We start from the raw sequence: 20726 nt of genomic DNA on the forward strand, positions 1-20726 counted from the left end.
GCCACGGGATACAGCAAGGGCCCGGCGGACGATCCGCCGGGCCCTTGCCGCGTCTTCGCCGGAACCGATCAGGCGCGCGAACCCGCCGCCTGCGCCTTCAGCGAGCGGACCAGCTTGTCCCGCTCTTCGAGGATGAGCCGGCGGAGGGCGCGAGGTGCGTCCTCGTGGTCCGCCAGCCAGGCATCGCACCGCACGACGGTGGGGTGCTCAGCGGGTGCCTGACCGTCGACGAGGTCCTGCGCGTCCGGGAAGAACCCGAGAACCAGGCGGCTCGCCATCCCGATGCTCATGGAGCTCCACACCTCGGTGAGCCGCGCGAAGTACGGCTCCTCGTACGGCGCCAGCAGCCTGGCCGACCCGGTCATGAAGCCGGCGATGGTCGCGCTGAAGTTGCGGTTCGAGAGCTGGGTGTCCGGGCCGCAGGCGTCCCACGCCTCGGCCTTGGCTTCCGCGGTGGGACGGGCCGCCACGGCCAGCGCGTGTCCCGCGCGGGCGTCCGCGTTGTCCTCGCGGGCCAGTTCGGCGTCGAGCGCGGTCCGGTCCAGGCGGCCGTGCGCGGCCAGAGCCTGCAACGCCGCCCAGCGGAGCTTCGTGTCCAGCGTCAGCCCGTCCACCCGGCGGCCGCCGCCCAGCAGACCGGTGATCAGGTGCAGAGCCTTGGTGCTGTTGAGGCTGAGCGCCATCACGCACCGTGCCCAGGCGAGCTGTTCGTCGGATCCCGCCGGAGCGTTCTGCAGGCGTTCGACGGCGGTCACCGTCAGTTCGTCCCGGACCTGCTCCCGGTCGGCGGCCGGCACGTAGTGGTTGACCGCCAGGACGGCGTTGCTCAGGACCGACTGGAGGACGCCGATGGTGCCCTCCGTGTGGGCGAAGCGCATCGCCATCCGGAGGTACTCGACCGCGGGGCGGAGGCCGTCCCGCGTGGCGCTCCACACGGCATTCCAGGAGAGCGCCCGGGCCATGGGATCGTCCAGGAGATCCAGGTGTTCGGTGACGGTCTCGTAGGAGGCGTCATCCAGGCGGATCTTGGCGTAGCTCAGGTCATCGTCGTTGAGCAGGGCCAGCGCGGGGCGGGTGCGCCCGGCCAGGGCGTGAACCTCCGTCTCGGCGCCGTCCACATCCAGGTCCAGCACCTCGGCACGGACGAGGCGGCCCTTCTCATCCGGCTCGTACAGGCCCAGACGCAGGCGGTGGGGGCGCAGGGCAGTGGCGCCGGTGACCGGGTCGACCGCGTCCTGGACGATGCCGGCCGCGGTGATGACGCCGTCGTCGTCCTGGATCTCCAGCCGCAGCGTCGAGATCCCGGAGGTCTCCAGCCAGGCCCGCGACCAGTCGGCGAGCTGCTTGCCGGAGGCCGCGTCCAGTTCATTCAGCAGGTCCGCGAGCGTGGTGTTGCCGAATTCATGCTTGCGGAAGTACTGGCGTGCGCCCTCGATGAAGGCGTCGAAGCCCACATAGGCCACCAGCTGCTTGAGGACTGCGGCTCCCTTGGCGTAGGTGATGCCGTCGAAGTTCTGCTTGGCCGCCTCCAGATCGGGGATGTCCGCCACGATCGGGTGGGTGGTGGGCAGCTGGTCCTGGACGTAGGCCCAGGCCTTGCGCTGGTTGGCGAAGTTCACCCAGGACGTGGTGAAGTCGCTGGCACGGTCGACGCCGAGTGTGCCCATGAAGTCGGCGAACGACTCCTTGAGCCACAGGTCGTTCCACCACTGCATGGTGACCAGGTCGCCGAACCACATGTGCGCCATCTCGTGCAGCAGGGTGTTGGCGCGCTGCTCATACTGCGCCTGGGTGGCCTTGGACGCGAAGACGTACTCCTCCGTGAAGGTGACCAGGCCGGGGTTCTCCATGGCCCCGAGGTTGTACTCCGGCACGAAGGCCTGGTCGTACTTGCCCCAGGGGTACGGGTAGTCGAAGAGTTCGGAGAAGAAGTCCAGGCCGCGCTTGGTCTGGGCGAAGAGCTCCTCCGTGTCGAAGGAGCCGGCCAGGGACTCGCGGCAGTAGAGCGCCAGCGGGACCACCAGCGGCTCGCCGTCGGCGTCCGTACCCGTCCAGCTGTCCTCGGCCTTGAAGTACGGTCCCGCCAGGACCGAGGTGATGTACGTGCTCATCGGGAGGGTCTCGTCGAAGTCCCAGCGGGCCGCCTGAGCGTCACTCGCCAGGGGAGTGCGGGCCGTCTCGGCGCCGTTCGACGCGACGTGCCAGTGCGCCGGGGCGGTGACGTGGAAGGTGTAGCGGGCCTTGAGGTCCGGCTGCTCGAAGTTGGCGAAGACGCGTCGGGCATCCGCCGGCTCGTACTGCGTGTAGAGGTAGGTCTTGCCGTCCACCGGGTCCACGTAGCGGTGCAGCCCCTCGCCGGAGCGGCTGTACAGCGCACGGGCCAGAACCGTCACCTGGTTGAGTTCCCGCAGGCCGTCCAGGCGGATCCGGCTGCCGTCCACCACTTCGTCGACGGGCAGCTTCTTACCGTTCAGGAACACCGCCTGTACGCTGTCCCCGATGAAATCCAGGAACGTCGAGCCGCCCGGGCGGGCTTCGAAGGTGATGACGCTTTCGCTGGGGAACCACGCCGCAGCCGGGTTCTCGGCGTCGCGGACGTCCAGGGTCACGTCATAGCTGAGCGTCTTCACCGCGGCGGAGCGGTCCTGCGCCTCGACGAGTTTGAGATTCTGGTTTTGCACCCGAACATTTAACCATGTGAGGCGGTCACGGCCGGTGAAGTGGCGTCTCCACCGGCCAGCCGCCGCCAGTTCTTCCGGGTGAGGTGCTCACCAGGGGGACGGCTTGTAGTCCTTCAGGAAGACCCCGTACTGGTCCTCGCCGGCTTCGCCCATGACGATCGGATCGTAGACGCGGGCCGCGCCGTCCACCAGGTCCAGCGGCGCGTGGAATCCTTCGTCCATCAGGCGGACCTTGGTGTAATGCGGGCGTTCGTCCGTGATCCAGCCGGTGTCCACCGCGGTCATGAGGATCCGGTCGCTCTCGAACATCTCACCGGCACTCGTGCGGGTCATCATGTTCAGGGAGGCCTTCGCCATATTGGTGTGCGGGTGGCCCGGCCCCTTGTAAGCCCGGGAGAACTGTCCCTCCATGGCACTGACGTTGACCACGTACTTGCGACGGGCGGTGGACCGGCGCATGGCGTCCCGCAGCCTGCTGACCAGCAGGAACGGCGCCGTCACGTTGCACAGCTGGACTTCCAGCATCTCCAGCGGGTCCACCTGGTCCACCACCTGGGTCCAGGAGTTGATCGTGGCCAGGTCCGGGACCAGGCCGCCGGCGTCGATGGCCGTGCCCGCCGCGATGCGCTCTAGCGAGGCCGATCCCGTGGACAGGGCGAGCGAGGTGATCGCATCGCCCGCCAGCACCGGGTGTTCCAGCACACTGGAGGCCAGAGCCAGCGGGTGCTTGTCGTGGGCGTGCCCGAAGGTCACCAGCTCGGGGCCGCCGTTGCCCTCCTGAAGAGCGGCGGGCAGGGGCTCGTCCTCGGCCTCGACCAGGGGCTGATAGGCGTTGCCGGAACGGCGTACGGTCTGCGCCGCGTTGTTGATGATGATGTCGAGCGGTCCGGCCGCCGCGACGGAGTCGGTCAGAGCCATCACCTGGGACGGATCGCGCAGATCGATGCCGACGATCCGCAGGCGGTGCAGCCAGTCGGCGCTGTCCTCCATCGCGGCGAAGCGGCGGGCGGCGTCCTTGGGGAACCGGGTGGTGATGGTGGTGTGGGCGCCGTCGCGGAGCAGTCGCAGCGCGATGTACATGCCGATCTTCGCGCGCCCGCCGGTCAGGAGCGCCCGGCGCCCCGTGAGGTCGGTGCGTGCGTCCCGCTTGGCGTGGCTCATGGCGGCGCACTCGGGGCACAGCTGATGGTAGAACGCATCCACCTGCGTGTAGTGCTGCTTGCAGATGTAGCAGGGGCGGGACCTGATGAGGTGGCCCGCGATCTCTCCCGTGGCGGAGCTTGAGAGCTTGTTGCCCCGGGTCTCGTCGTCGATCCGGTCCGGGGCGGCGGTCGCGGTGAGAGCCATGACGGCGCGATCCGCCTCGGCGATCGCATCACGCTTCTCGTTGCGGCGGTGGCGCTTCACGGCCTTGAACATCTTGCCGGTGGCGCGGCGGACGGCGATGTAGTCCGGATCGTCCTCGTCGTACACGTGAATCGAGTTGAGGACTTTGAGACAGGCTTCGATCTCATCCGGGGTGAGTTCGGGGGTGGTCATTTCCCCTATTTTAGTGCGCCTGGCCCGGTGCTCGGGACGAGCGAGCGGCGGGCGTCCTCGTCGGGCCGCCCGCCGCTCGTCGTCACTGACGGGATGGTGAGGTTCAGGAGCCCTTGGCGTCCAGAGTCACCTTGGCATCGGCGTCGTCCTCGTCGGTGCCGGCCGTGCCGGCCGGGATCTCCGTGGTCTCGGTCTGGACCAGCGAGACCTTGTCGATGGCCGCCTTCAGTTCGTCGTACTCCTCGACGGCGGCCTTGACGCTCTCCGGAACGGTGCCCCGCAGGCTCCGGGAGAGGGCGAGCTCCTCCTCGTCCGGTTCCGGCACCGGCTGACCCTTGGACAGCACGGTGATACCGGACTCGGTGACCTTGAAGCCGCGGGCCTCGTCCAGTTCAGGGTCGACGCCGATCGTGGCGCCCTTGGGGACCCGGACGTTCTTGTCGAGGATGGCGCGGCGGACGATCGCCCCTTCACCCACGTAGACGTTGTCCATCAGCACGGAGTCGAGCACGCGGGCGCCCGCCTCGATGTAGGCGTCGTTGGAGAGCACCGAGCCTTCCACGATGCCGCCGGAGACCACCACGCCGTTGGCCACGATGGAATCGAGCGCCGTGCCGACCGTGTTGTTGCGGCCCTTCACGAACTTGGCGGGCGGGGAGATGGTCTGCCGGGTGAAAATCGGCCAGTCCCGGTTGTACAGGTTGAACACCGGCACGGGCGAGATCAGGTCCATGTGGGCGTCGTAGAAGGAGTCGATCGTGCCCACGTCACGCCAGTAGGTGCGGTCGCGTTCGGTGGCGCCGGGAATCTCATTGGTGGTGAAGTCATACACCCCGGCCTCACCGCGGGACACGAAGTACGGGATGATGTCCCCGCCCATGTCGTGCTTCGTGTCGGTGCGTTCGGCGTCGAGGGTCAGCGCCTCGACCAGGGCGTCCGCGTCGAAGACGTAGTTGCCCATGGACGCCAGGAACTGATCCGGCGCTGCGGCGAGCCCCGGCGTGCTGGCAGGCTTCTCGACGAAGGCGGAGATCTTGGAGGCGTCCTCCTGGTCCACCTCGATCACGCCGAACTGATTGGCCATCTCGAGAGGCTGACGGACGGCCGCGACGGTCGCCTTGGCGCCGCTCGCCATGTGCTGTGCCACCATCTGCTGGAAGTCCATGCGGTACACGTGGTCCGCTCCGACCACCACCACGATGTCCGGCTGGGCATCGTGGATGAGATTGAGGGACTGGTAGATGGCATTGGCGCTGCCCAGGAACCAGCTCTTGCCGATGCGCTGCTGCGCCGGCACCGAGGCCACATAATTCTGCAACTGGGTGGACAGGCGCCACGTCTCGGAAATATGCCGGTCAAGGCTGTGGGACTTGTACTGCGTGAGCACCACGATCTTGAAATAACCGGAGTTCACCAGGTTTGACAAAGCAAAGTCAATCAGTCGGTAACTGCCCGCGAAGGGCACCGCCGGTTTGGCCCGGTCAGCCGTGAGCGGCATGAGCCGGTTGCCCTCTCCGCCGGCCAGGACTATTGCAAGGACTTTTTTCAGTGCCATATGGGTACTCCTGCGTACGATCCGAGTGTGACGGCCGTCATGTAGACCACCGAACACGATTCACACTAGATCAGTTGGGCACTTGGGACTACGTTGTAAACGTGCGAATCGATATTGTTTCCAAAGAATTTCCGCCGGATATTTACGGCGGCGCCGGAGTGCACGTTGCCGAGCTGAGTCGTGTCCTCGCTTCGCACGTCGATCTCAGGGTTCACGCCTTCGGCGCGGCCCGGGATTCCGACTTCCACGGCGCCACGGTGAGCAGCTATGCGACCCCCGTGGAGCTCAAGGACGCGAACCCCGCCGTCCAGACACTCGGCGTCGATCTCAGCATCGTGCCCGACGTCGCCGGCGCGGATCTGGTCCACTCCCACACGTGGTACGCCAACATGGCAGGCCATCTCGCCTCGCTGCTTCACGGCATCCCGCACGTCCTGAGCGCCCACAGCCTGGAGCCGCTCCGCCCGTGGAAGGCCGAGCAGCTGGGCGGCGGATACCGTCTCAGCTCCTGGGTGGAACAGACCTCGTATGAAGCGGCTGCGGCCATCATCGCCGTGTCCGAGGGCATGCGGCAGGACATCCTGCGCTGCTACCCGAACGTCGACCCGGCCAAGGTGCACGTGGTGCACAACGGCATCGACGTCTCCCTGTGGGAACGCGATGAGAACGACGACGCCGTGCGCGCGCTGGGCATCGACCCCTCACGTCCCAGCGTGGTCTTCGTCGGCCGGAACACCCGCCAGAAGGGCGTCCCGTATCTGCTGCGCGCGGCGCAGCAGCTTCCCGCCGATGTCCAGCTCGTCCTGTGCTTGGGCGCTGCGGACACGCCCGAACTCGCGGCCGAAACGGCTGAGCTGATCGCCGGGCTGCAGGCCGAGCGGGACGGCGTGGTGCTCATCGAACGCATGCTGCCGCGCCGCGAGCTCATCCAGGTGCTCAGCCACGCCACCGCTTTCGCCTGCCCGTCGATCTACGAGCCGCTGGGCATCGTGAACCTCGAGGCCATGGCGTGCGGCGCCGCGGTCGTGGCGAGTGCGACGGGCGGCATCCCCGAGGTGGTGGCCCATGGCGAGACGGGCCTGCTGGTGCCGCTGGAGCAGGTCACCGACGGCACGGGGACACCGCTGGATCCGCAGAAGTTCGTCGACGATTTCGCGGCCGCGCTCAATCAGGTGGTCTCCGACCCGGCGAAGGCGCGTGCGATGGGTGAAGCGGGCCGCCGCCGCGCTGAGGAGAACTTCTCCTGGGACTCGATCGCGCAGACCACCCTGGACGTCTACCGCTCGGTGCTGCCGCAGGACTGACAGCCTGGCACTGCCGACTCCACGCGAAAGCCCCCTGCGCCGTCCGACGCAGGGGGCTTTCGCCTGGCGGTCTACTTCCGCTTGGCCCGCTCCAGGAGGACCTTCTCGTCCACCGGAGCATCGCCCGAGGCACGCAGCGTGCGGTAGTAGGACCGGGCCTCGTCCTGCCGGACCAGCTCTGCTCCGCTGCCGACCGTGGAGCGGATGTGCTCCTGGCCGTAGCCGAAGGCGTCCACCAGGTCCAGCGCATGCGGACGGATGCGCACCAGCAGGCGGTTGATGTAATCGCCGACCGTCCGGGCACGCTGCATGGAGAGGCGCCCGTTCATGAGGTACCAGGAGAGGTGCTTCTCGATCAGAGAGAGCCCGAAGAGATCGCGGACCGAGGTCAGGACCTCGCGCGTGCCGGCATCCTCGATACCGCGGAGGCCTTCGGTGAACGCCTCCCACTGCAGGAGCTCGGCATGGGCGCGTGCCGCCTCGATCAGCTGATCCTGGTGCTCGTTGAACAGGGCCGCGGCCTTGGCCTGCGGGAGCTTGTTGGCTCCCTTGAGCGCGGCGCCGACCTCGGAGACCATGCTCTGGACGCGGCTGGTGAGCAGGTTCCGCTGGCTCTCCTCGTCCTTCAGGGCCAGCGCGGACTTCTGCGGCAGGCCGGTGTCGGCGACGAACTGCGCCACCTGACGCAGGCCGGTGCGGTTGAGCGCGACGTCGGACGCCTGGGCCGCCACGAAGCGCGCCATGACGCCGAAGTCCACGTTCCGGAACTCCTTGGCGTAATCCGCCAGCAGGCGCTTGGCCACGAGCTGGAGGAGCACCGTGTTGTCGCCCTCGAAGGTCGCGTAGACGTCGAGGTCCGCGCGGAGCGAGGCGAAACGGTTCTCGATCAGGAAGCCGGCGCCACCGCAGGCCTCGCGGCATTCCTGGAGGGTGTCGAGGGCGTGCCAGGTGCTCAGCGGCTTGAGGGCCGCGGCCAGCGTCTCCAGATCCTGGCGGTCCTCGTCGGTGTCCTGCTTGCCGGAGAACACGGCGTCGAACTTCTCGAGCAGCTGCTCGTGGGCGAAGCTGGCCGCGTACGTGGTGGCGAGCCGGGTGAAGAGCCGGCGCTGGTGGCGCTGGTAGTCGAGCAGGACTTCCTCATCCACCGGGGAGCCCGCGTTGAACTGCCGCCGCTGGCTGGCATAGCGGATGGCGGAAGCCAGCGCGATCTTGCTGGCGGCGACACTCGCACCGTCCAGGGAGACACGGCCCTGGACCAGGGTGCCCAGCATGGTGAAGAACCGGCGGCCCGGGCTGGCGATGGGGGAGGAGTACTTCCCGTCGGCGTCGACGTCGCCATAGCGGTTGAGCAGGTTCTCGCGGGGGATCCGCACCCCAGTGAAGTGCAGGCGGCCGTTGTCGATGCCGTTCAAGCCGCCCTTGACGCCGTCGTCCTCCCCGCCGATGCCCGGCAGGAATTCCTTGGTCTCCACGTCGCGGATCGGCACGTAGAAGGCGTGCACGCCGTGATTGACGCCCTGGGTGATCAGCTGAGCGAAGACGACGGCGGCGAGGCCGTCCTTCGCAGCGTTGCCGAGGTAGTCCTTCCAGGCCGCCTTGAAGGGCGTGTTGATCACGAACTCTTCCGTGGCGGGGTCATAGGTGGCGGTGGTGCCGATGCTCGCGACATCCGAACCGTGGCCCATCTCCGTCATGGCGAACGCGCCCGGCGTCTCCAGGGACATGATGGACGGGAGCCACTTCTCATGGTGCTTCTCGGTGCCGAGGTGCAGCACCGCCGCGCCGAACAGGCCCCACTGCACACCGGCCTTGATCTGCAGGGACGGGTCGGCGGTCACGAGTTCCTCGAAGCCGGCGATGTTCCCGCCATGATCGTCCGAGCCGCCGAACCGTGCGGGGAAGGCGCGGTGCACGGCGCCGTGTTCCACGAGTCCCTTGAGCTGCTCGAACACCCGGGCGCGGTGGTCCACGTGGGTGATGCCTTCGATCTTGTGGAACTCCTCCTTGCCGGCCAGGGCCCGCGCCTCGCGGCGGACCTCCGCCCAGGCGCCGAGGAGGCGCTCACCGAGGAGCGCGACATCCACGCGGGGTTCCTTGCCGGCATCCTGCTTCTCGCTGCGGCGCACGTTCTGGAGTGCTTCAGTCATGGTGCTCTTCCTTTCCGGGGATCGGGGCAGGCCGGGGTGTGGTGCCCGCGTGCCTGGATTCGTGGTGTTGGTCTGCGTGATGCCGGTCCGTGGGAGCGGGTGGGGCGACCATGGGCCGCACGCCGTCCACGAGCCAGGAGGTGACCGTCGTGGCCATGTCCGCCTGGCTGGGGCGCTGGGGGCCGGGCGGGCTCTGGAGCCACTGCTCGCCCGCGGCGCGCACCAGGCCGATGGCCGCGCGGGGCCAGTAGTCCAGCAGCGCGCCCGGCTCGGCCAGGAGTTCCGCCATGGGCTGGGCGATCATGTCCGTCACGGCGTTGAGGAAGTGCCCGAAGGTGGCGTCCTGCGCCGGGCCGGGCCCCCCGTTCTCGCCGCTGTTGCGCTGCGTCACGAAGGCGTAGACGTTGGGTGACGTCTCGGCCATCTGCAAATAGGCGTTCACCATGGCGAACAGGCCCTCGGCGGGTGAGGGGGCCTCCTGCACCGCTTCGCGGATCCTGGCCTGCATCCGGTCCAGGACCACTTCGCCGACGGCCTGCTGCAGGCCCGATTTGTCGCCGAAGTAACGGTAGAAGACGGACTTGGAGGTGCCGGCCGAGGACGCGATGTCCTCCATGGAGGCCTCGGGGCCGAGGCGGTGGACCGCCCGGCGGGCGGCCCGGATGAGTTCGGCGCGGCGCTGCAGGCGGTGGTGCTGCCAGCGGGCGGCACGGCCGTCGGTACTGGCGGTGGCTTCGTCGCCGCCGGGGCTCTCCGGCTCGGCCGGAAGGGCCTGCCGGGACGCGGCGCGCTGCTGTGTGACGGGGTTCACGATACTCAGCGTATCAGGTACGCTGGGTATCAGTAACTCACCGATGAAAAACCCCTGCCGCACGGGTGCCCCACAACAGCCCGTGCAGAACTGGAGCGGAACATGACCACCGTACGGAAGGCCGTCGTCGTCGGCGGCAATCGCATCCCCTTCGCCCGCGCCAACGGCGCTTACGCCACCGCCTCCAATCAGGACATGCTGACGGCGGCTCTGGACGGACTCGTGGCACGTTTCGGGCTCCAGGGCGAGCGCATCGGAGAGGTGGCCGCCGGAGCCGTGCTGAAGCACTCCCGGGACTTCAACCTGACGCGTGAAGCGGTCCTGGGCTCAGCCTTGGCGCCCGACACCCCGGCCTATGACCTTCAGCAGGCCTGCGCCACCGGACTGGAGACTGTGCTGGGCCTGGCCAACAAGATCAAGCTCGGGCAGATCGACTCCGCGATCGCCGGTGGTGTCGACTCCGCCTCCGACGCGCCGATCGCCGTGAGCGAGGGCCTCCGCCGGATCCTGCTCGAATTGAACCGCGCCAAGACGGCCCAGCAGAAGCTCAAGGCGCTGTCGAAGCTCCGGCCCAAGGACCTGGCGCCCAATGCGCCGGGCACGGGCGAGCCGCGCACCGGGCTCTCCATGGGGGAGCACCAGGCCATCACGACGGCGGAATGGGGAGTCACGCGCGAGGCACAGGACGAGCTCGCCCTGGCCAGCCACAAGAACCTCGCGGCGGCGTACGACCGCGGCTTCTTCGAGGACCTCGTCACCGCTTACCGAGGTCTGAGCCGCGACTCGAACCTGCGGGCGGACACCTCGCTGGAGAAGCTCGCCAAGCTCTCTCCCGTCTTCGGCAAGAGCCTGCCCGCCCCGGCCACCATGACGGCCGGCAACTCGACTCCGCTCACGGACGGGGCCTCCGCCGTGCTGCTGGCCTCCGAAGAGTGGGCCGATGACCACGAGCTGCCCAAGCTCGCCACCGTGCTGGACGGCGAGGCGGCCGCCGTCGACTTCGTGCACGGCAAGGAAGGGCTCCTGATGGCCCCGGCCTACGCGGTCCCGCGCCTGCTGGCCCGCAACGGCCTGACCTTCGACGACATCGACTTCTTCGAGATCCACGAGGCCTTCGCCGGAACGGTCCTCAGCACCCTCGCGGCCTGGGAGGACCCGGAATTCTGCCGCGACCGTCTGGGCCTGGACGCGCCGCTCGGGTCGATCGACCGCGCCAAGCTCAACGTCAACGGCTCCTCGCTGGCGGCAGGGCACCCCTTCGCGGCCACCGGTGGCCGCATCGTGGCCACCCTCGCCAAGGCGCTGCACGAGAAGGGCCGGGTGGACGGGCGACCGGCCCGCGGCCTGGTCTCGGTCTGCGCGGCCGGCGGCCAGGGCGTCGTCGCGATCCTCGAAGCATACTGAGCGGCAGGAACGGAACATGGCAGACAAGTATACAGAATTCGTCAGCCGCGGCTTCGGCCGTGATCTCGCCCGGAAGCTCGGACTGCCGCAGCCGGCCGTTTTGCGCCGCTACACGCCGGGCCAGCCGTTGCTGGAGGGGCCCGTCGTGGTGCTGGGCCGCGGGGCGGGCGCCGATGGGGTCGCGGCCGAGCTACTGGCCTGGGATCTCGACGTCCGGCGCTCCGTGGGCGGCTCGGAGAAACTCGCCGCGCTCGTCCTGGTCCTGGACGGCCTGAGCCATCCGGACGACCTGTCGGCTCCGGTGCAGGAAGCCGGTCAGCTGCTGCGTCAGCTCCGCCCCTCGGGCCGTGTGGTGACCATCTCCCGGGAACCGGGCGCCGCGGGTGATCCGGCGACGTCGGCCGCGCGGCGCGCGGTGGACGGCTTCACCCGGTCCCTGGCCAAGGAACTCCGTGCCGGGGCCACGGCGAACGGCATGGTGCTCGAAGAGGATGTCCCCGCCGACAGCCCGGCAGCCCTCGGGGTGCTCCGGTTCTTCCTCTCGGCACGGTCCGCCTTCGTGGACGGGCAGTTCCTCCGGGTCACCGGCTCGGAGGCCCGCCCGGACGGCGGCGTCCGCCCGCTGGAGGGCCGGGTGGCCGTGGTCACCGGCGCGGCGCGGGGCATCGGCGCCGCGATTGCGAAGACCCTGAGCCGTGATGGCGCACGAACCATCCTCGTGGACGTTCCGGCGGCGGGGGAGCAGCTGGCCCAGGTGGCCAACCGGGTGGGCGGCATCGCCCTGCAGGCGGACATCACCGCCCCCGACGCGGCCGCGAAGATCCTCCGCGTCGCCGAGGAGCGTTTCGGCCGCCTGGACATCGTGGTGCACAACGCGGGCATCACGCGGGACAAGCTCCTGGCCAATATGGATCCGGCCCGGTGGGACAGCGTGATCGCGGTCAACATCGCCTCGCAATTGCGCATGAACGAGGTGTTCCTCGAGTCGGAGCTGTTCAGCGACCGGCCCCGCATCGTGAGCCTGGCCTCCACGTCCGGCATCGCCGGCAACCGCGGCCAGACCAACTACGGGGCGTCGAAGGCGGCCGTGATCGGGATGGTGCAGGCCACCGCGGAGAGCATGGCCCGGCTCGGCGGCACCATCAACGCCGTGGCCCCCGGTTTCATCGAGACCGAGATGACGGCCCGTGTCCCGTTCGCGACCCGTGAGGTGGCGCGCCGCCTGAACTCCCTCCAGCAGGGTGGTCAGCCCGGTGACGTCGCGGAGGCGATCGCCTTCCTCGCCAGCGACGCCGCGGGCGGGGTCAATGGCGAGGTGCTGCGGGTGTGCGGCCAGAATCTGGTGGGGGCATGAGCGGCGAGCAGACGGTCATCCTCCAGGAGGTGCCGTCGCTGGCCAGGCTTTACCTCAACGCCGCCGGGACCGCGGCGAAGCAGCGTCTGCTGAAGAAGGGCCAGCCGGTCACCGTGCCGCGCGCCGTCCACGAGGTGCACTCGGTGACGGCCGACGTCGACCGTGTCACGGCGTTTCAGCGCCTGGTGCACGGGACGGTGCGGACCGAACTGCCCTCCGCCTACGTGCACACGCTCGCGTTTCCGGTGGCCATGAGCGTCATGACGCGGGACGACTTCCCGCTGCCGCTGCTCGGACTGGTCCACCTGGAGAACACGGTGGAGCACTTCGCCCCCGTCCCGTTCGGGACCGGTCTGACGGTGCGTGCCCACGCGGCAGGTCTGCTGGCCCACCGGTCCGGAACGCTGGTGGACATGGTGGCGGAGGTCCTCGAACCCGGCTCGGAGGACCTGCTGTGGCGCGGCACGTCTCGGTACCTGGCCAAGGGGGTCTTCCTCCCCGGCGTGGACACCGCCATCCCGGCGGCCGAGCGGGAGGAGTTCCGTCCTCCGGTGCCCACGGGACAGTGGCGTCTGGGTGTGGACACGGGCCGGGATTACGCCGCGGTATCCGGGGATTACAACCCCATCCACCTCAGCGCGCTGAGCGCCAAGGCTCTCGGCATGAAGACGTCGATCGCCCACGGGATGTACTCCGTGGCGCGCGCCCTGGCCGAATCCGGTCACGACAGCGAGGCGGGCATCCGCTGGCATGTCACCTTCGAAGCTCCGGTGTATCTGCCCGCCACGGTCGCCGTGGGCATCCGCGACGAGGCGCCCGCGGGCGAATGGTCCGGCACGGAATTCCAGGCCTGGAACCAGCGCAGCGCCCGGCGGCATTTTCACGGGACCGTGGAGCCGCTGAACCGGAGCGCCTTCTGACCGGCTGACTCGCAGGGGCCGGTCCGGACACGACCGGCCCCGATGAGTCAGCCCCCGAACGCGGAAGTGCCCGGTCCCTCAGGGGACSGGGCACTTCCGTTTCGTTCAGTTTCAGAGCCGTTCTGCTTCAGGCGCGATGCCTGGAACGGAACGTCCACTGGAACGGAACTCCTAGTCGACGACGACTTCCTTCTCCAGGAGACGGGAGGTCTCGTCGTGCCATTCACGGCTCAGGGGCTTCAGGGTCGCTTCCACGGCGCGGGCGTGGTGCCCGCAGAAGAGGAGCTCCCCGCCGGAGGCCTCAAGCACCACCCGGACAAATGCCTGGGCGCCGCAACGGTCGCAACGGTCAGCCGCGTTGAGCGTACGTTCCGCAATTGCTGTTGACATCGGGGCCTCCTTTGAAAGTTCTGTACGTCTATATAACCAGCGGACAGGCCCGGAACATGCCACAATTCGGTCTCTTTCGCTCTGCGCGTAGTCGGGCGTCTCGTCGTGGCGTCTCTCACGGTGCGCCTGCGCGGGGAGGGTGGCCGTTGCCGCTACTCTGAAAAGAGCGTCTTCAGGCCCCAAAGGAGTCCACCACCCGTGTCACCGAGTTCGGAATACAACGCCCGGCACCTCTCCGTCCTGGAAGGGCTGGAAGCTGTCCGCAAACGCCCGGGCATGTACATCGGATCCAACGATTCCCGTGGCCTCATGCACTGCCTCTGGGAGATCATCGACAACGCCGTCGATGAGGCCCTGGCCGGGTACGGACACGACATCAAGGTGATCCTGCACGCCGACAACTCGGTGGAGGTGCACGACGACGGCCGCGGCATCCCGGTGGACATCGAGCCGAAGACCGGGCTCACCGGCGTCGAGGTCGTGTTCACGAAACTGCAYGCSGGCGGCAAGTTCGGCGGCGGCTCCTACAACGCCTCGGGTGGTCTGCACGGCGTGGGCGCCTCCGTGGTCAATGCCCTCTCCGCACGCCTGGACGTCCAAGTGGACCGCGGCAGCAAGACCTATCAGATGTCGTTCCGCCGGGGTGAGCCCGGCCGTTTCGAGGACGGCAGCGGCAAGCCGAAGCCGGACGCGAAGTTCGTGCCGTTCCTGGAGAACTCCATGCTGGACGTGGTGGGCAAGGCCAAGCGCGGCGTCACGGGCACCCGCATCCGGTACTGGGCCGACCGGCAGATCTTCACCCCGGACGCCAAGTTCCTGTATGACGAACTCACCGGCCGGGCCCGTCAGACCTCCTTCCTGGTGCCCGGGCTCAAGATCACGGTCCGGGACGAGCGCCGCCTCGCCGGAACCCCCGGCGCCGACGGGCCGTATGAGGAGGTCTTCCACCACGACGGTGGGACCTCCGAGTTCGCCGAATTCCTCGCCGCGGACTCCGCCGTCACGGACATCTGGCGGCTGAACGGCTCCGGGACCTTCAAGGAGACGGTGCCGGTGCTCGACGAGCACGGACACAGTCAGCTGGCCGAAGTGGAGCGTCACTGCGAGGTGGACATCGCCCTGCGCTGGGGCATCGGCTACGACACCACGGTGCGCAGCTTCGTGAACATTATCGCCACCCCCAAGGGCGGCACCCACCTGGCCGGCTTCGAGCAGGCGCTGCTGAAGACGTTCCGCAAGCAGGTCGAGGCCAACGCCCGGAAGCTGAAGGCCGGCAACGACAAGGTGGAGAAGGACGACGTCATGGCCGGCCTGACCGCCGTCCTCACGGTCCGCCTCGCCGAACCGCAGTTCGAAGGCCAGACCAAGGAGATCCTGGGCACCCCCGCGGTGCGCGCGATCGTCTCCCGCGTGGTGGAGAAGGAGATCACCACCCGCCTGACGTCCAGTAACCGCAATGACAAGGCTCAGGCGGCACTCCTGCTGGAGAAGGTCGTCAACGAGATGAAGTCCCGCGTCTCGGCGCGGGTGCACAAGGAGACGCAGCGGCGGAAGAACGCCCTGGAGTCCTCCACCATGCCGAGCAAGCTCGCGGACTGCCGCAGCAGTGACGTGGATCGCTCCGAGCTGTTCATCGTGGAGGGGGACTCCGCGCTGGGCACGGCCAAGCTGGCCCGTTCCTCGGACTTCCAGGCGCTGCTGCCCATCCGCGGCAAGATCCTCAACGTCCAGAAGGCGTCCGTGGGGGACATGCTCTCCAACGCCGAGTGCGCAGCCCTGATCCAGGTGGTGGGCGCCGGTTCGGGCCGCAGCTTCGACCTGGACGCCGCCCGCTACGGCAAAGTGGTCCTCATGACCGACGCCGACGTGGACGGCGCGCACATCCGCACCCTGCTGCTCACCCTCTTCTACCGCTACATGCGGCCCCTCGTGGAGGCCGGCCGGGTCTACGCCGCCGTGCCGCCCCTGCACCGGGTGGAGGTGATCAACGCCGGTTCCAAGGCGAACGAGGTCATCTACACCTATTCCGAGCAGGAGCTTCACGTGCTCCTGGACCGTCTCCAGTCGGAGGGCAAGCGGTACAAGGAACCGATCCAGCGCTATAAGGGTCTGGGCGAGATGGACGCCGATCAGCTGGCCGAGACCACCATGGATCCCCGGCACCGCACCCTGCGGCGGGTGAGCATCGACAGCGCGGAGAGCGCCGAACGGGTCTTCGAACTCCTCATGGGCTCCGAGGTGGCGCCCCGCAAGGACTTCATCGTCGCCGGAGCGCAGCACCTCGACCGGGAGCGCATCGACGCCTGACCGGGCTCAGCGTTTCCAGCCTGGACGGAGCCCGAGGGCCGGAGCTGGACGTCCTAGAAGTGGATGAGCCCCGGCACGATCAGCAGGGCCGTCGGCACCAGGAGCAACAGCACCGAGGACGCCAGGACCAGGAGGCGCTGTGCCGCCGGGAGCGCGGGAGCACCACCGAGGAGCCGCTTCACCCGTGCCACGGTGGTCGCCGAGACGGCGGCGTCGTCACCGGCCAGAACCGGTTCAGATTCCAGGGGGGTGCGGCGCGGCTGCTGCCCATCCGCGACGACGACGACCGCGCGCACCAGGGTGCCGGCGTCGCTGACCTTCAAGGCGGCGTCGTCGGCGAGCATCTCGAGCAGCTCGTTCACCGCGCGCTGTGCGACGCGGGTGGTGGGAAGCCACGGCAGGGCGGCCCGCCAGGCGGCGAAGGCCCAGAGCAGCAGGTGATGCCGCTGCGTCAGGTGGCTGCCTTCGTGGGCGAGGACGGCGTTCAGTTCCCGCTCGTCCAGGGCCTCCATGAGTGAGTCGGACAGGACCGTGATCGAATGGGCGCCACCGGGAAGGCAGTACGCCACGGGCGCCGAGTGGGCGATCACCACGGTCCCGGAGTCGCCGTGCGGCCGGCTGAGAATGCCGAGGAGCTCGCGGTGCCGGCGTCGTTCGGTGCTGATGCGCACATAGGTGAGCAGGAGGGTGAAGAGCAGGTGCACGGTCAGGACGCCTGCCGTCGACAGGGCGAAGGCGTGCCAGAACCCCAGGTCTTCGGTCGACTGGCTGCCCAGCATCACCAGCGCCAGGGCACGCAGTCCTGCGACCAGATTGTCACCGAGCGGTTCCAGCCCGTAGCAGAGCATGGCGCCGATCATGGAGAGCCCTCCGGCGAGACCGATGGCCTGCCAGAGGACCACGGCGGCGAAGGGGGAGCGGGACGGCCAGGAACTCCGGGCCAGGAGGACCGGCGCCGGCCAGGCGAGGATGATCGCGAGAACCGCCAGGAACCAGGCGGTGATCAGCACCGCATGCCTCAGCTGCTGGTCGGGATGTCCGAGGAGGGATCCACGTTCAGCAGGCGGCGGAGGGCATCGGCCTCGGCGGGACTGACGGATCCCACGAAGCGTGCCAGGACGGCCTCGCGGTCCGGAGCGGACCCCAGCACCTCCCGCATCAGTTCGGCGGTGTGTTCGGCGCGGGTGGACACGGCACGGTAGCGGTGCGGGCGGGTTCCCCGTTCACGGGCCACCAGCCCCTTCTTCTCCAGCCGGGAGAGCACGGTGAGAACCGTGGTCACGGCGAGTTCCTTGCCTCCGCTGGCCGCGTCGGTGCTGGCGAGCTGATCACGAAGGTCGTTGGCCGTGGTGGCCTCCGGCCCGGCCCACAGCAGGTCCATGACGGATCGCTCAAGATCCCCGAGGCTTGCCATTGAAAGCGTCCATCTCCTCTGTAATGCTGATGATGACCCTCGGGAGACGGTTGTCCCCAGTGGGTGCGCAGCTATAAATCTATCCTGTTTCGGCCCGTTTTTCTACGTCCAGTAGAAGCCTCTGTCTCGCGTGTCACGTGGAGCGGCGCAACGGCCCTTTTTGTTCTACACTCTGTAGAAGAAGGTTTTCTACGAAACGTAGAAGTTGTGCCTCGACGAGGGAATGAGGAATCCATGGACGCCTTGGAAGTCGCGCGGTGGCAATTCGGCATCACCACCGTGTATCACTTCATGATGGTGCCGCTCACGATCGGCCTCGGCCTCGTGGTGGCCTTCATGCAGACGCTCTGGCATCGCACCGGCAAGGCCGAGTACCTGCGCATGACCAAGTTCTGGGGGAAGCTCTTCCTCATCAACTTCATCATGGGCGTGGCCACCGGCATCGTCCAGGAGTTCCAGTTCGGCATGGCGTGGAGCGAGTACAGCCGCTTCGTCGGTGATGTGTTCGGCGCTCCGCTGGCGATGGAGGCCCTCCTCGCCTTCTTCGTCGAGTCCACCTTCCTGGGCCTCTGGATCTTCGGCTGGAAGCAGCTGAAGAAGGGCGTGCACCTCGCCTGCCTCTGGATCGCCGTGATCGGCTCCGTCATCTCCGCGTACTTCATCATCGTGGCCAACAGCTGGATGCAGCACCCCGTGGGAGTGACCCTGGAGGGCGGGCGCGGACGCATGGTGGACGCCTGGGCGGTGTTCACCAACAACACCGCCGTGGTGGCCTTCAGCCACACCATCATGGGCGCCCTCGCGGTGGCGGGCGGATTCCTCCTGGGCATCGCCTGGTACCACCTCTGGCGGCGCCGGACCGACGGCATCGACACGGTGGACGCCTCCGGTCGCGTAGTGGTGGGCGAGGCGCGCTCGGTCCCCGGCCGTGACAAGACCGACCACGCCGTCTGGCTGCGCTCGCTCAGGATCGGCGCCGTCGTCGCAGCCATCTCCTTCGCAGGCACCTCGATCACCGGTGACCTGCAGGGCAAGCTCATGTTCGAGCAGCAGCCCATGAAGATGGCCGCCGCCGAAGCTGCCTGCCATGACGGCACCCAGTTCTCCGTGCTCAGCGTCGGCGACCTCGGCTCCAAGGACTGCTCCAACATCGTGGCCGTGATCGAAGTCCCGGGCCTCCTCTCCTTCCTGGCCAAGGGCGACTTCACCACTTCGGTGAAGGGTGTGAACTCCCTGGTGCCGGAATACCAGGAGAAATACGGCACCCACCTGCCCAACGACCCCAAGCTCGGCGACAGGGCGGGCAAGGAGATCCAGTACGTCCCCGTCATGGAGGTCACCTACTGGGGCTTCCGGATGATGATCGGCTTCGGCGGACTGGCCGCTCTCGCCGCCGTCGCCGCCCTCTGGCTGACCCGGCGGGGGACCGTGCCCGCGAGCCGCTGGCTCATGCGGCTGGCCGTGTTCGGCATCCTGGCCCCCTTCGGAGCCAACGCCGCGGGCTGGATCTTCACGGAGATGGGCCGTCAGCCGTTCGTGGTCGCCCCGAATCCCGATATGAACGGAGTCGATCCCGTCTTCATGTACACCGCGGCGGCCGTCTCGCCGGGTGTCTCGGCGGCGGAGATCCTCACCTCGCTCATCGCCCTGACCACGGTCTACGCGGTCCTCATGGTGGTCGAGATCAAGCTCCTGACCACCTACATCCGCGGCGGCGTGGCCTCGGCCATGCCGGAGCTCGCGCACCACGACGACGACACGCCTGACGACGACACCCCCGACGACGGACGTGGAGGCTCCCGCCGGGAGACCGACGTCCTGGCCTTCGCCTACTGAGAGGAGAGACAGCATGGAAACCCTGCCCACCATCTGGTTCATCGCCATCGCCGTCCTCTGGACCGGCTACCTCTTCCTGGAAGGTTTCGACCTCGGCGTCGGCATGCTCATGAAGCTGTTCGCCAGGAACGACAAGGAACGCCGCGTCCTGCTCAACACCGTCGGCCCCGTCTGGGACGGGAACGAAGTCTGGCTCCTCACGGCCGGCGGCGCCACCTTCGCCGCCTTCCCGAACTGGTACGCCTCCCTGTTCTCCGCCCTGTACCTCCCGCTCCTGCTGGTTCTGCTGGGCCTGATCTTCCGCGCCGTGGCCTTCGAATACCGCGGGAAGATCAACACGGACCGCTGGCGCACGAGCTGGGACTGGGCGATCGCCCTGGGGTCCTTCGTGGCGGCGTTCGGCGTGGGGGCGGCTCTCGCGCTGAGCACCACGGGCCTGCCGCTGAATGCGAACGGTGACCGCGTGGGCGGAGCCTTCGCCTGGCTCACCCCGCCCGCGATTCTCGGCGGTTTCGCCGTCGTGCTGTTCGCGCTGGTGCACGCCCTGGCGTTCCTCATGCTCAAGACCGACGGCGAGATCCGGCACCGTGCACGCCGCTGGCTGATCCGCTGGCTGCCTCTCGGCCTGGTCCCGATCGCAGGTTGGGTCCTGCTGGTGCAGTTCCAGCACGGCAAGTGGTGGAGCTGGGCCCTCACCGGGCTGGCCGTGGTCGCGGCGGTCTGCGCCTGGCTCCTGGCGCGCAAGGCGCAGGAGGGCAGGGCCTTCATCCTGCTGGGCGTCTTCCTGGCCGGCGGCACGGCGGCCATCTTCTCCGCGGTGTACCCGGTGGTCCTGCCGTCCACCCTGGACCCGGCGTTCGACCTGACCATTTCGAACGCCTCCTCCAGCGACTACACCCTGGGCCTCATGACGGTGGTCGCCTGCATCGGCCTGCCGCTCGTCATCGCCTACCAGGCGTGGACCTACTGGGTGTTCCGCCGCCGGATCAGCGCGGATCTGATCCCGCAGTCCCACACGGTGCTCCCCGCCGTCCTGCAGCGGGCGCTCACCAGGCAGTCCTAGC

The 20726-nt window shown here is 68.3% G+C and carries 15 protein-coding genes; 7 read left to right on the forward strand and 8 right to left on the reverse strand.

Translation table 11 applies throughout. The features are described 5' to 3' along the window. Positions 1-68: 68 nt before the first annotated feature. The 3 genes from pepN to glgC all read right to left on the reverse strand — a co-directional run bounded on the left by pepN (position 69) and on the right by glgC (position 5775). Positions 69-2681: an aminopeptidase N gene (gene pepN, locus AB4Y75_RS06205; protein ID WP_441434974.1), complete on the reverse strand. Its 2613-nt coding sequence runs from the start codon at positions 2679-2681 to the stop codon at positions 69-71. Positions 2682-2768: 87 nt separating this feature from the next. Beyond that, positions 2769-4220, reverse strand: coding sequence for an SDR family NAD(P)-dependent oxidoreductase (locus AB4Y75_RS06210; RefSeq protein WP_441434975.1), 1452 nt, complete (start codon positions 4218-4220; stop codon positions 2769-2771). A 103-nt stretch (positions 4221-4323) separates the two neighbouring features. Further along, complete coding sequence (glgC, locus tag AB4Y75_RS06215; protein WP_441434976.1) at positions 4324-5775, reverse strand: glucose-1-phosphate adenylyltransferase; 1452 nt, start codon at positions 5773-5775, stop codon at positions 4324-4326. A gap of 101 nt (positions 5776-5876) precedes the next feature. Here glgC and glgA point away from each other — a divergent pair, with 101 nt between their 5' ends. Next, positions 5877-7079: a glycogen synthase gene (gene glgA, locus AB4Y75_RS06220; RefSeq protein WP_441434977.1), complete on the forward strand. Its 1203-nt coding sequence runs from the start codon at positions 5877-5879 to the stop codon at positions 7077-7079. A gap of 71 nt (positions 7080-7150) precedes the next feature. On the opposite strand, the gene AB4Y75_RS06225 is transcribed toward glgA, so the two are convergent. Continuing rightward, entirely contained in the window at positions 7151-9226 is a 2076-nt protein-coding gene (locus AB4Y75_RS06225) for an acyl-CoA dehydrogenase family protein (protein WP_441434978.1), read from the reverse strand. After that, positions 9219-10037: a TetR/AcrR family transcriptional regulator gene (locus AB4Y75_RS06230; RefSeq protein ID WP_441434979.1), complete on the reverse strand. Its 819-nt coding sequence runs from the start codon at positions 10035-10037 to the stop codon at positions 9219-9221. Before AB4Y75_RS06230 ends, AB4Y75_RS06225 begins: the two co-directional genes overlap by 8 nt. A 102-nt stretch (positions 10038-10139) precedes the next feature. Between AB4Y75_RS06230 and AB4Y75_RS06235 the strand changes: the two genes are divergently transcribed. The 3 genes from AB4Y75_RS06235 to AB4Y75_RS06245 are packed head-to-tail and all read left to right on the forward strand — an operon-like array spanning position 10140 to position 13715. After that, positions 10140-11441, forward strand: a complete 1302-nt coding sequence (locus AB4Y75_RS06235; protein ID WP_441434980.1) for an acetyl-CoA C-acetyltransferase — start codon at positions 10140-10142, stop codon at positions 11439-11441. 16 nt (positions 11442-11457) lie between these two features. Next, a complete protein-coding gene (locus tag AB4Y75_RS06240; protein WP_441434981.1) occupies positions 11458-12795 on the forward strand; it encodes a 3-oxoacyl-ACP reductase in 1338 nt (445 codons plus the stop codon). Beyond that, positions 12792-13715: a MaoC family dehydratase gene (locus AB4Y75_RS06245; protein ID WP_441434982.1), complete on the forward strand. Its 924-nt coding sequence runs from the start codon at positions 12792-12794 to the stop codon at positions 13713-13715. Before AB4Y75_RS06240 ends, AB4Y75_RS06245 begins: the two co-directional genes overlap by 4 nt. Positions 13716-13886: 171 nt before the next feature. On the opposite strand, the gene AB4Y75_RS06250 is transcribed toward AB4Y75_RS06245, so the two are convergent. Continuing rightward, on the reverse strand, positions 13887-14105 hold the full coding sequence (locus AB4Y75_RS06250; RefSeq protein WP_066212230.1) for a DUF7455 domain-containing protein: 219 nt from the start codon (positions 14103-14105) through the stop codon (positions 13887-13889). A gap of 198 nt (positions 14106-14303) precedes the next feature. Here AB4Y75_RS06250 and AB4Y75_RS06255 point away from each other — a divergent pair, with 198 nt between their 5' ends. Next, positions 14304-16412 (forward strand): DNA gyrase/topoisomerase IV subunit B, encoded by a 2109-nt coding sequence (locus AB4Y75_RS06255; RefSeq protein ID WP_441434983.1) that lies wholly within the window; start codon positions 14304-14306, stop codon positions 16410-16412. A gap of 53 nt (positions 16413-16465) precedes the next feature. On the opposite strand, the gene AB4Y75_RS06260 is transcribed toward AB4Y75_RS06255, so the two are convergent. After that, complete coding sequence (locus AB4Y75_RS06260; protein WP_441434984.1) at positions 16466-17422, reverse strand: M56 family metallopeptidase; 957 nt, start codon at positions 17420-17422, stop codon at positions 16466-16468. An 8-nt stretch (positions 17423-17430) separates the two neighbouring features. Then, complete coding sequence (locus AB4Y75_RS06265; protein WP_441434985.1) at positions 17431-17826, reverse strand: BlaI/MecI/CopY family transcriptional regulator; 396 nt, start codon at positions 17824-17826, stop codon at positions 17431-17433. A 234-nt stretch (positions 17827-18060) separates the two neighbouring features. Between AB4Y75_RS06265 and AB4Y75_RS06270 the strand changes: the two genes are divergently transcribed. Together AB4Y75_RS06270 and cydB are read left to right on the forward strand one after the other, a co-directional pair. Beyond that, the gene (locus AB4Y75_RS06270; RefSeq protein ID WP_441434986.1) at positions 18061-19662 is read left to right on the forward strand and encodes a cytochrome ubiquinol oxidase subunit I; all 1602 of its coding nucleotides are present in this window, start codon (positions 18061-18063) and stop codon (positions 19660-19662) included. A 13-nt stretch (positions 19663-19675) separates the two neighbouring features. Further along, positions 19676-20725, forward strand: coding sequence for a cytochrome d ubiquinol oxidase subunit II (cydB, locus tag AB4Y75_RS06275; RefSeq protein ID WP_441434987.1), 1050 nt, complete (start codon positions 19676-19678; stop codon positions 20723-20725). Position 20726: the final 1 nt, after the last annotated feature.

This window comes from Arthrobacter sp. RAF14, from assembly GCF_052114185.1.
In the GTDB taxonomy this organism is placed as follows: Bacteria; Actinomycetota; Actinomycetes; order Actinomycetales; family Micrococcaceae; genus Arthrobacter_E.

What these genes read in the sequence shown, in the direction of transcription:
- AB4Y75_RS06210 (WP_441434975.1), bottom strand. Translation starts at nt 4,220, where the DNA reads ATGACCACCCCCGAACTCACCCCGGATGAGATCGAAGCCTGTCTCAAA.
- glgC (WP_441434976.1), bottom strand. Translation starts at nt 5,775, where the DNA reads ATGGCACTGAAAAAAGTCCTTGCAATAGTCCTGGCCGGCGGAGAGGGC.
- AB4Y75_RS06225 (WP_441434978.1), bottom strand. Translation starts at nt 9,226, where the DNA reads ATGACTGAAGCACTCCAGAACGTGCGCCGCAGCGAGAAGCAGGATGCC.
- AB4Y75_RS06235 (WP_441434980.1), top strand. Translation starts at nt 10,140, where the DNA reads ATGACCACCGTACGGAAGGCCGTCGTCGTCGGCGGCAATCGCATCCCC.
- AB4Y75_RS06240 (WP_441434981.1), top strand. Translation starts at nt 11,458, where the DNA reads ATGGCAGACAAGTATACAGAATTCGTCAGCCGCGGCTTCGGCCGTGAT.
- AB4Y75_RS06245 (WP_441434982.1), top strand. Translation starts at nt 12,792, where the DNA reads ATGAGCGGCGAGCAGACGGTCATCCTCCAGGAGGTGCCGTCGCTGGCC.
- AB4Y75_RS06250 (WP_066212230.1), bottom strand. Translation starts at nt 14,105, where the DNA reads ATGTCAACAGCAATTGCGGAACGTACGCTCAACGCGGCTGACCGTTGC.
- AB4Y75_RS06265 (WP_441434985.1), bottom strand. Translation starts at nt 17,826, where the DNA reads ATGGCAAGCCTCGGGGATCTTGAGCGATCCGTCATGGACCTGCTGTGG.
- AB4Y75_RS06270 (WP_441434986.1), top strand. Translation starts at nt 18,061, where the DNA reads ATGGACGCCTTGGAAGTCGCGCGGTGGCAATTCGGCATCACCACCGTG.
- cydB (WP_441434987.1), top strand. Translation starts at nt 19,676, where the DNA reads ATGGAAACCCTGCCCACCATCTGGTTCATCGCCATCGCCGTCCTCTGG.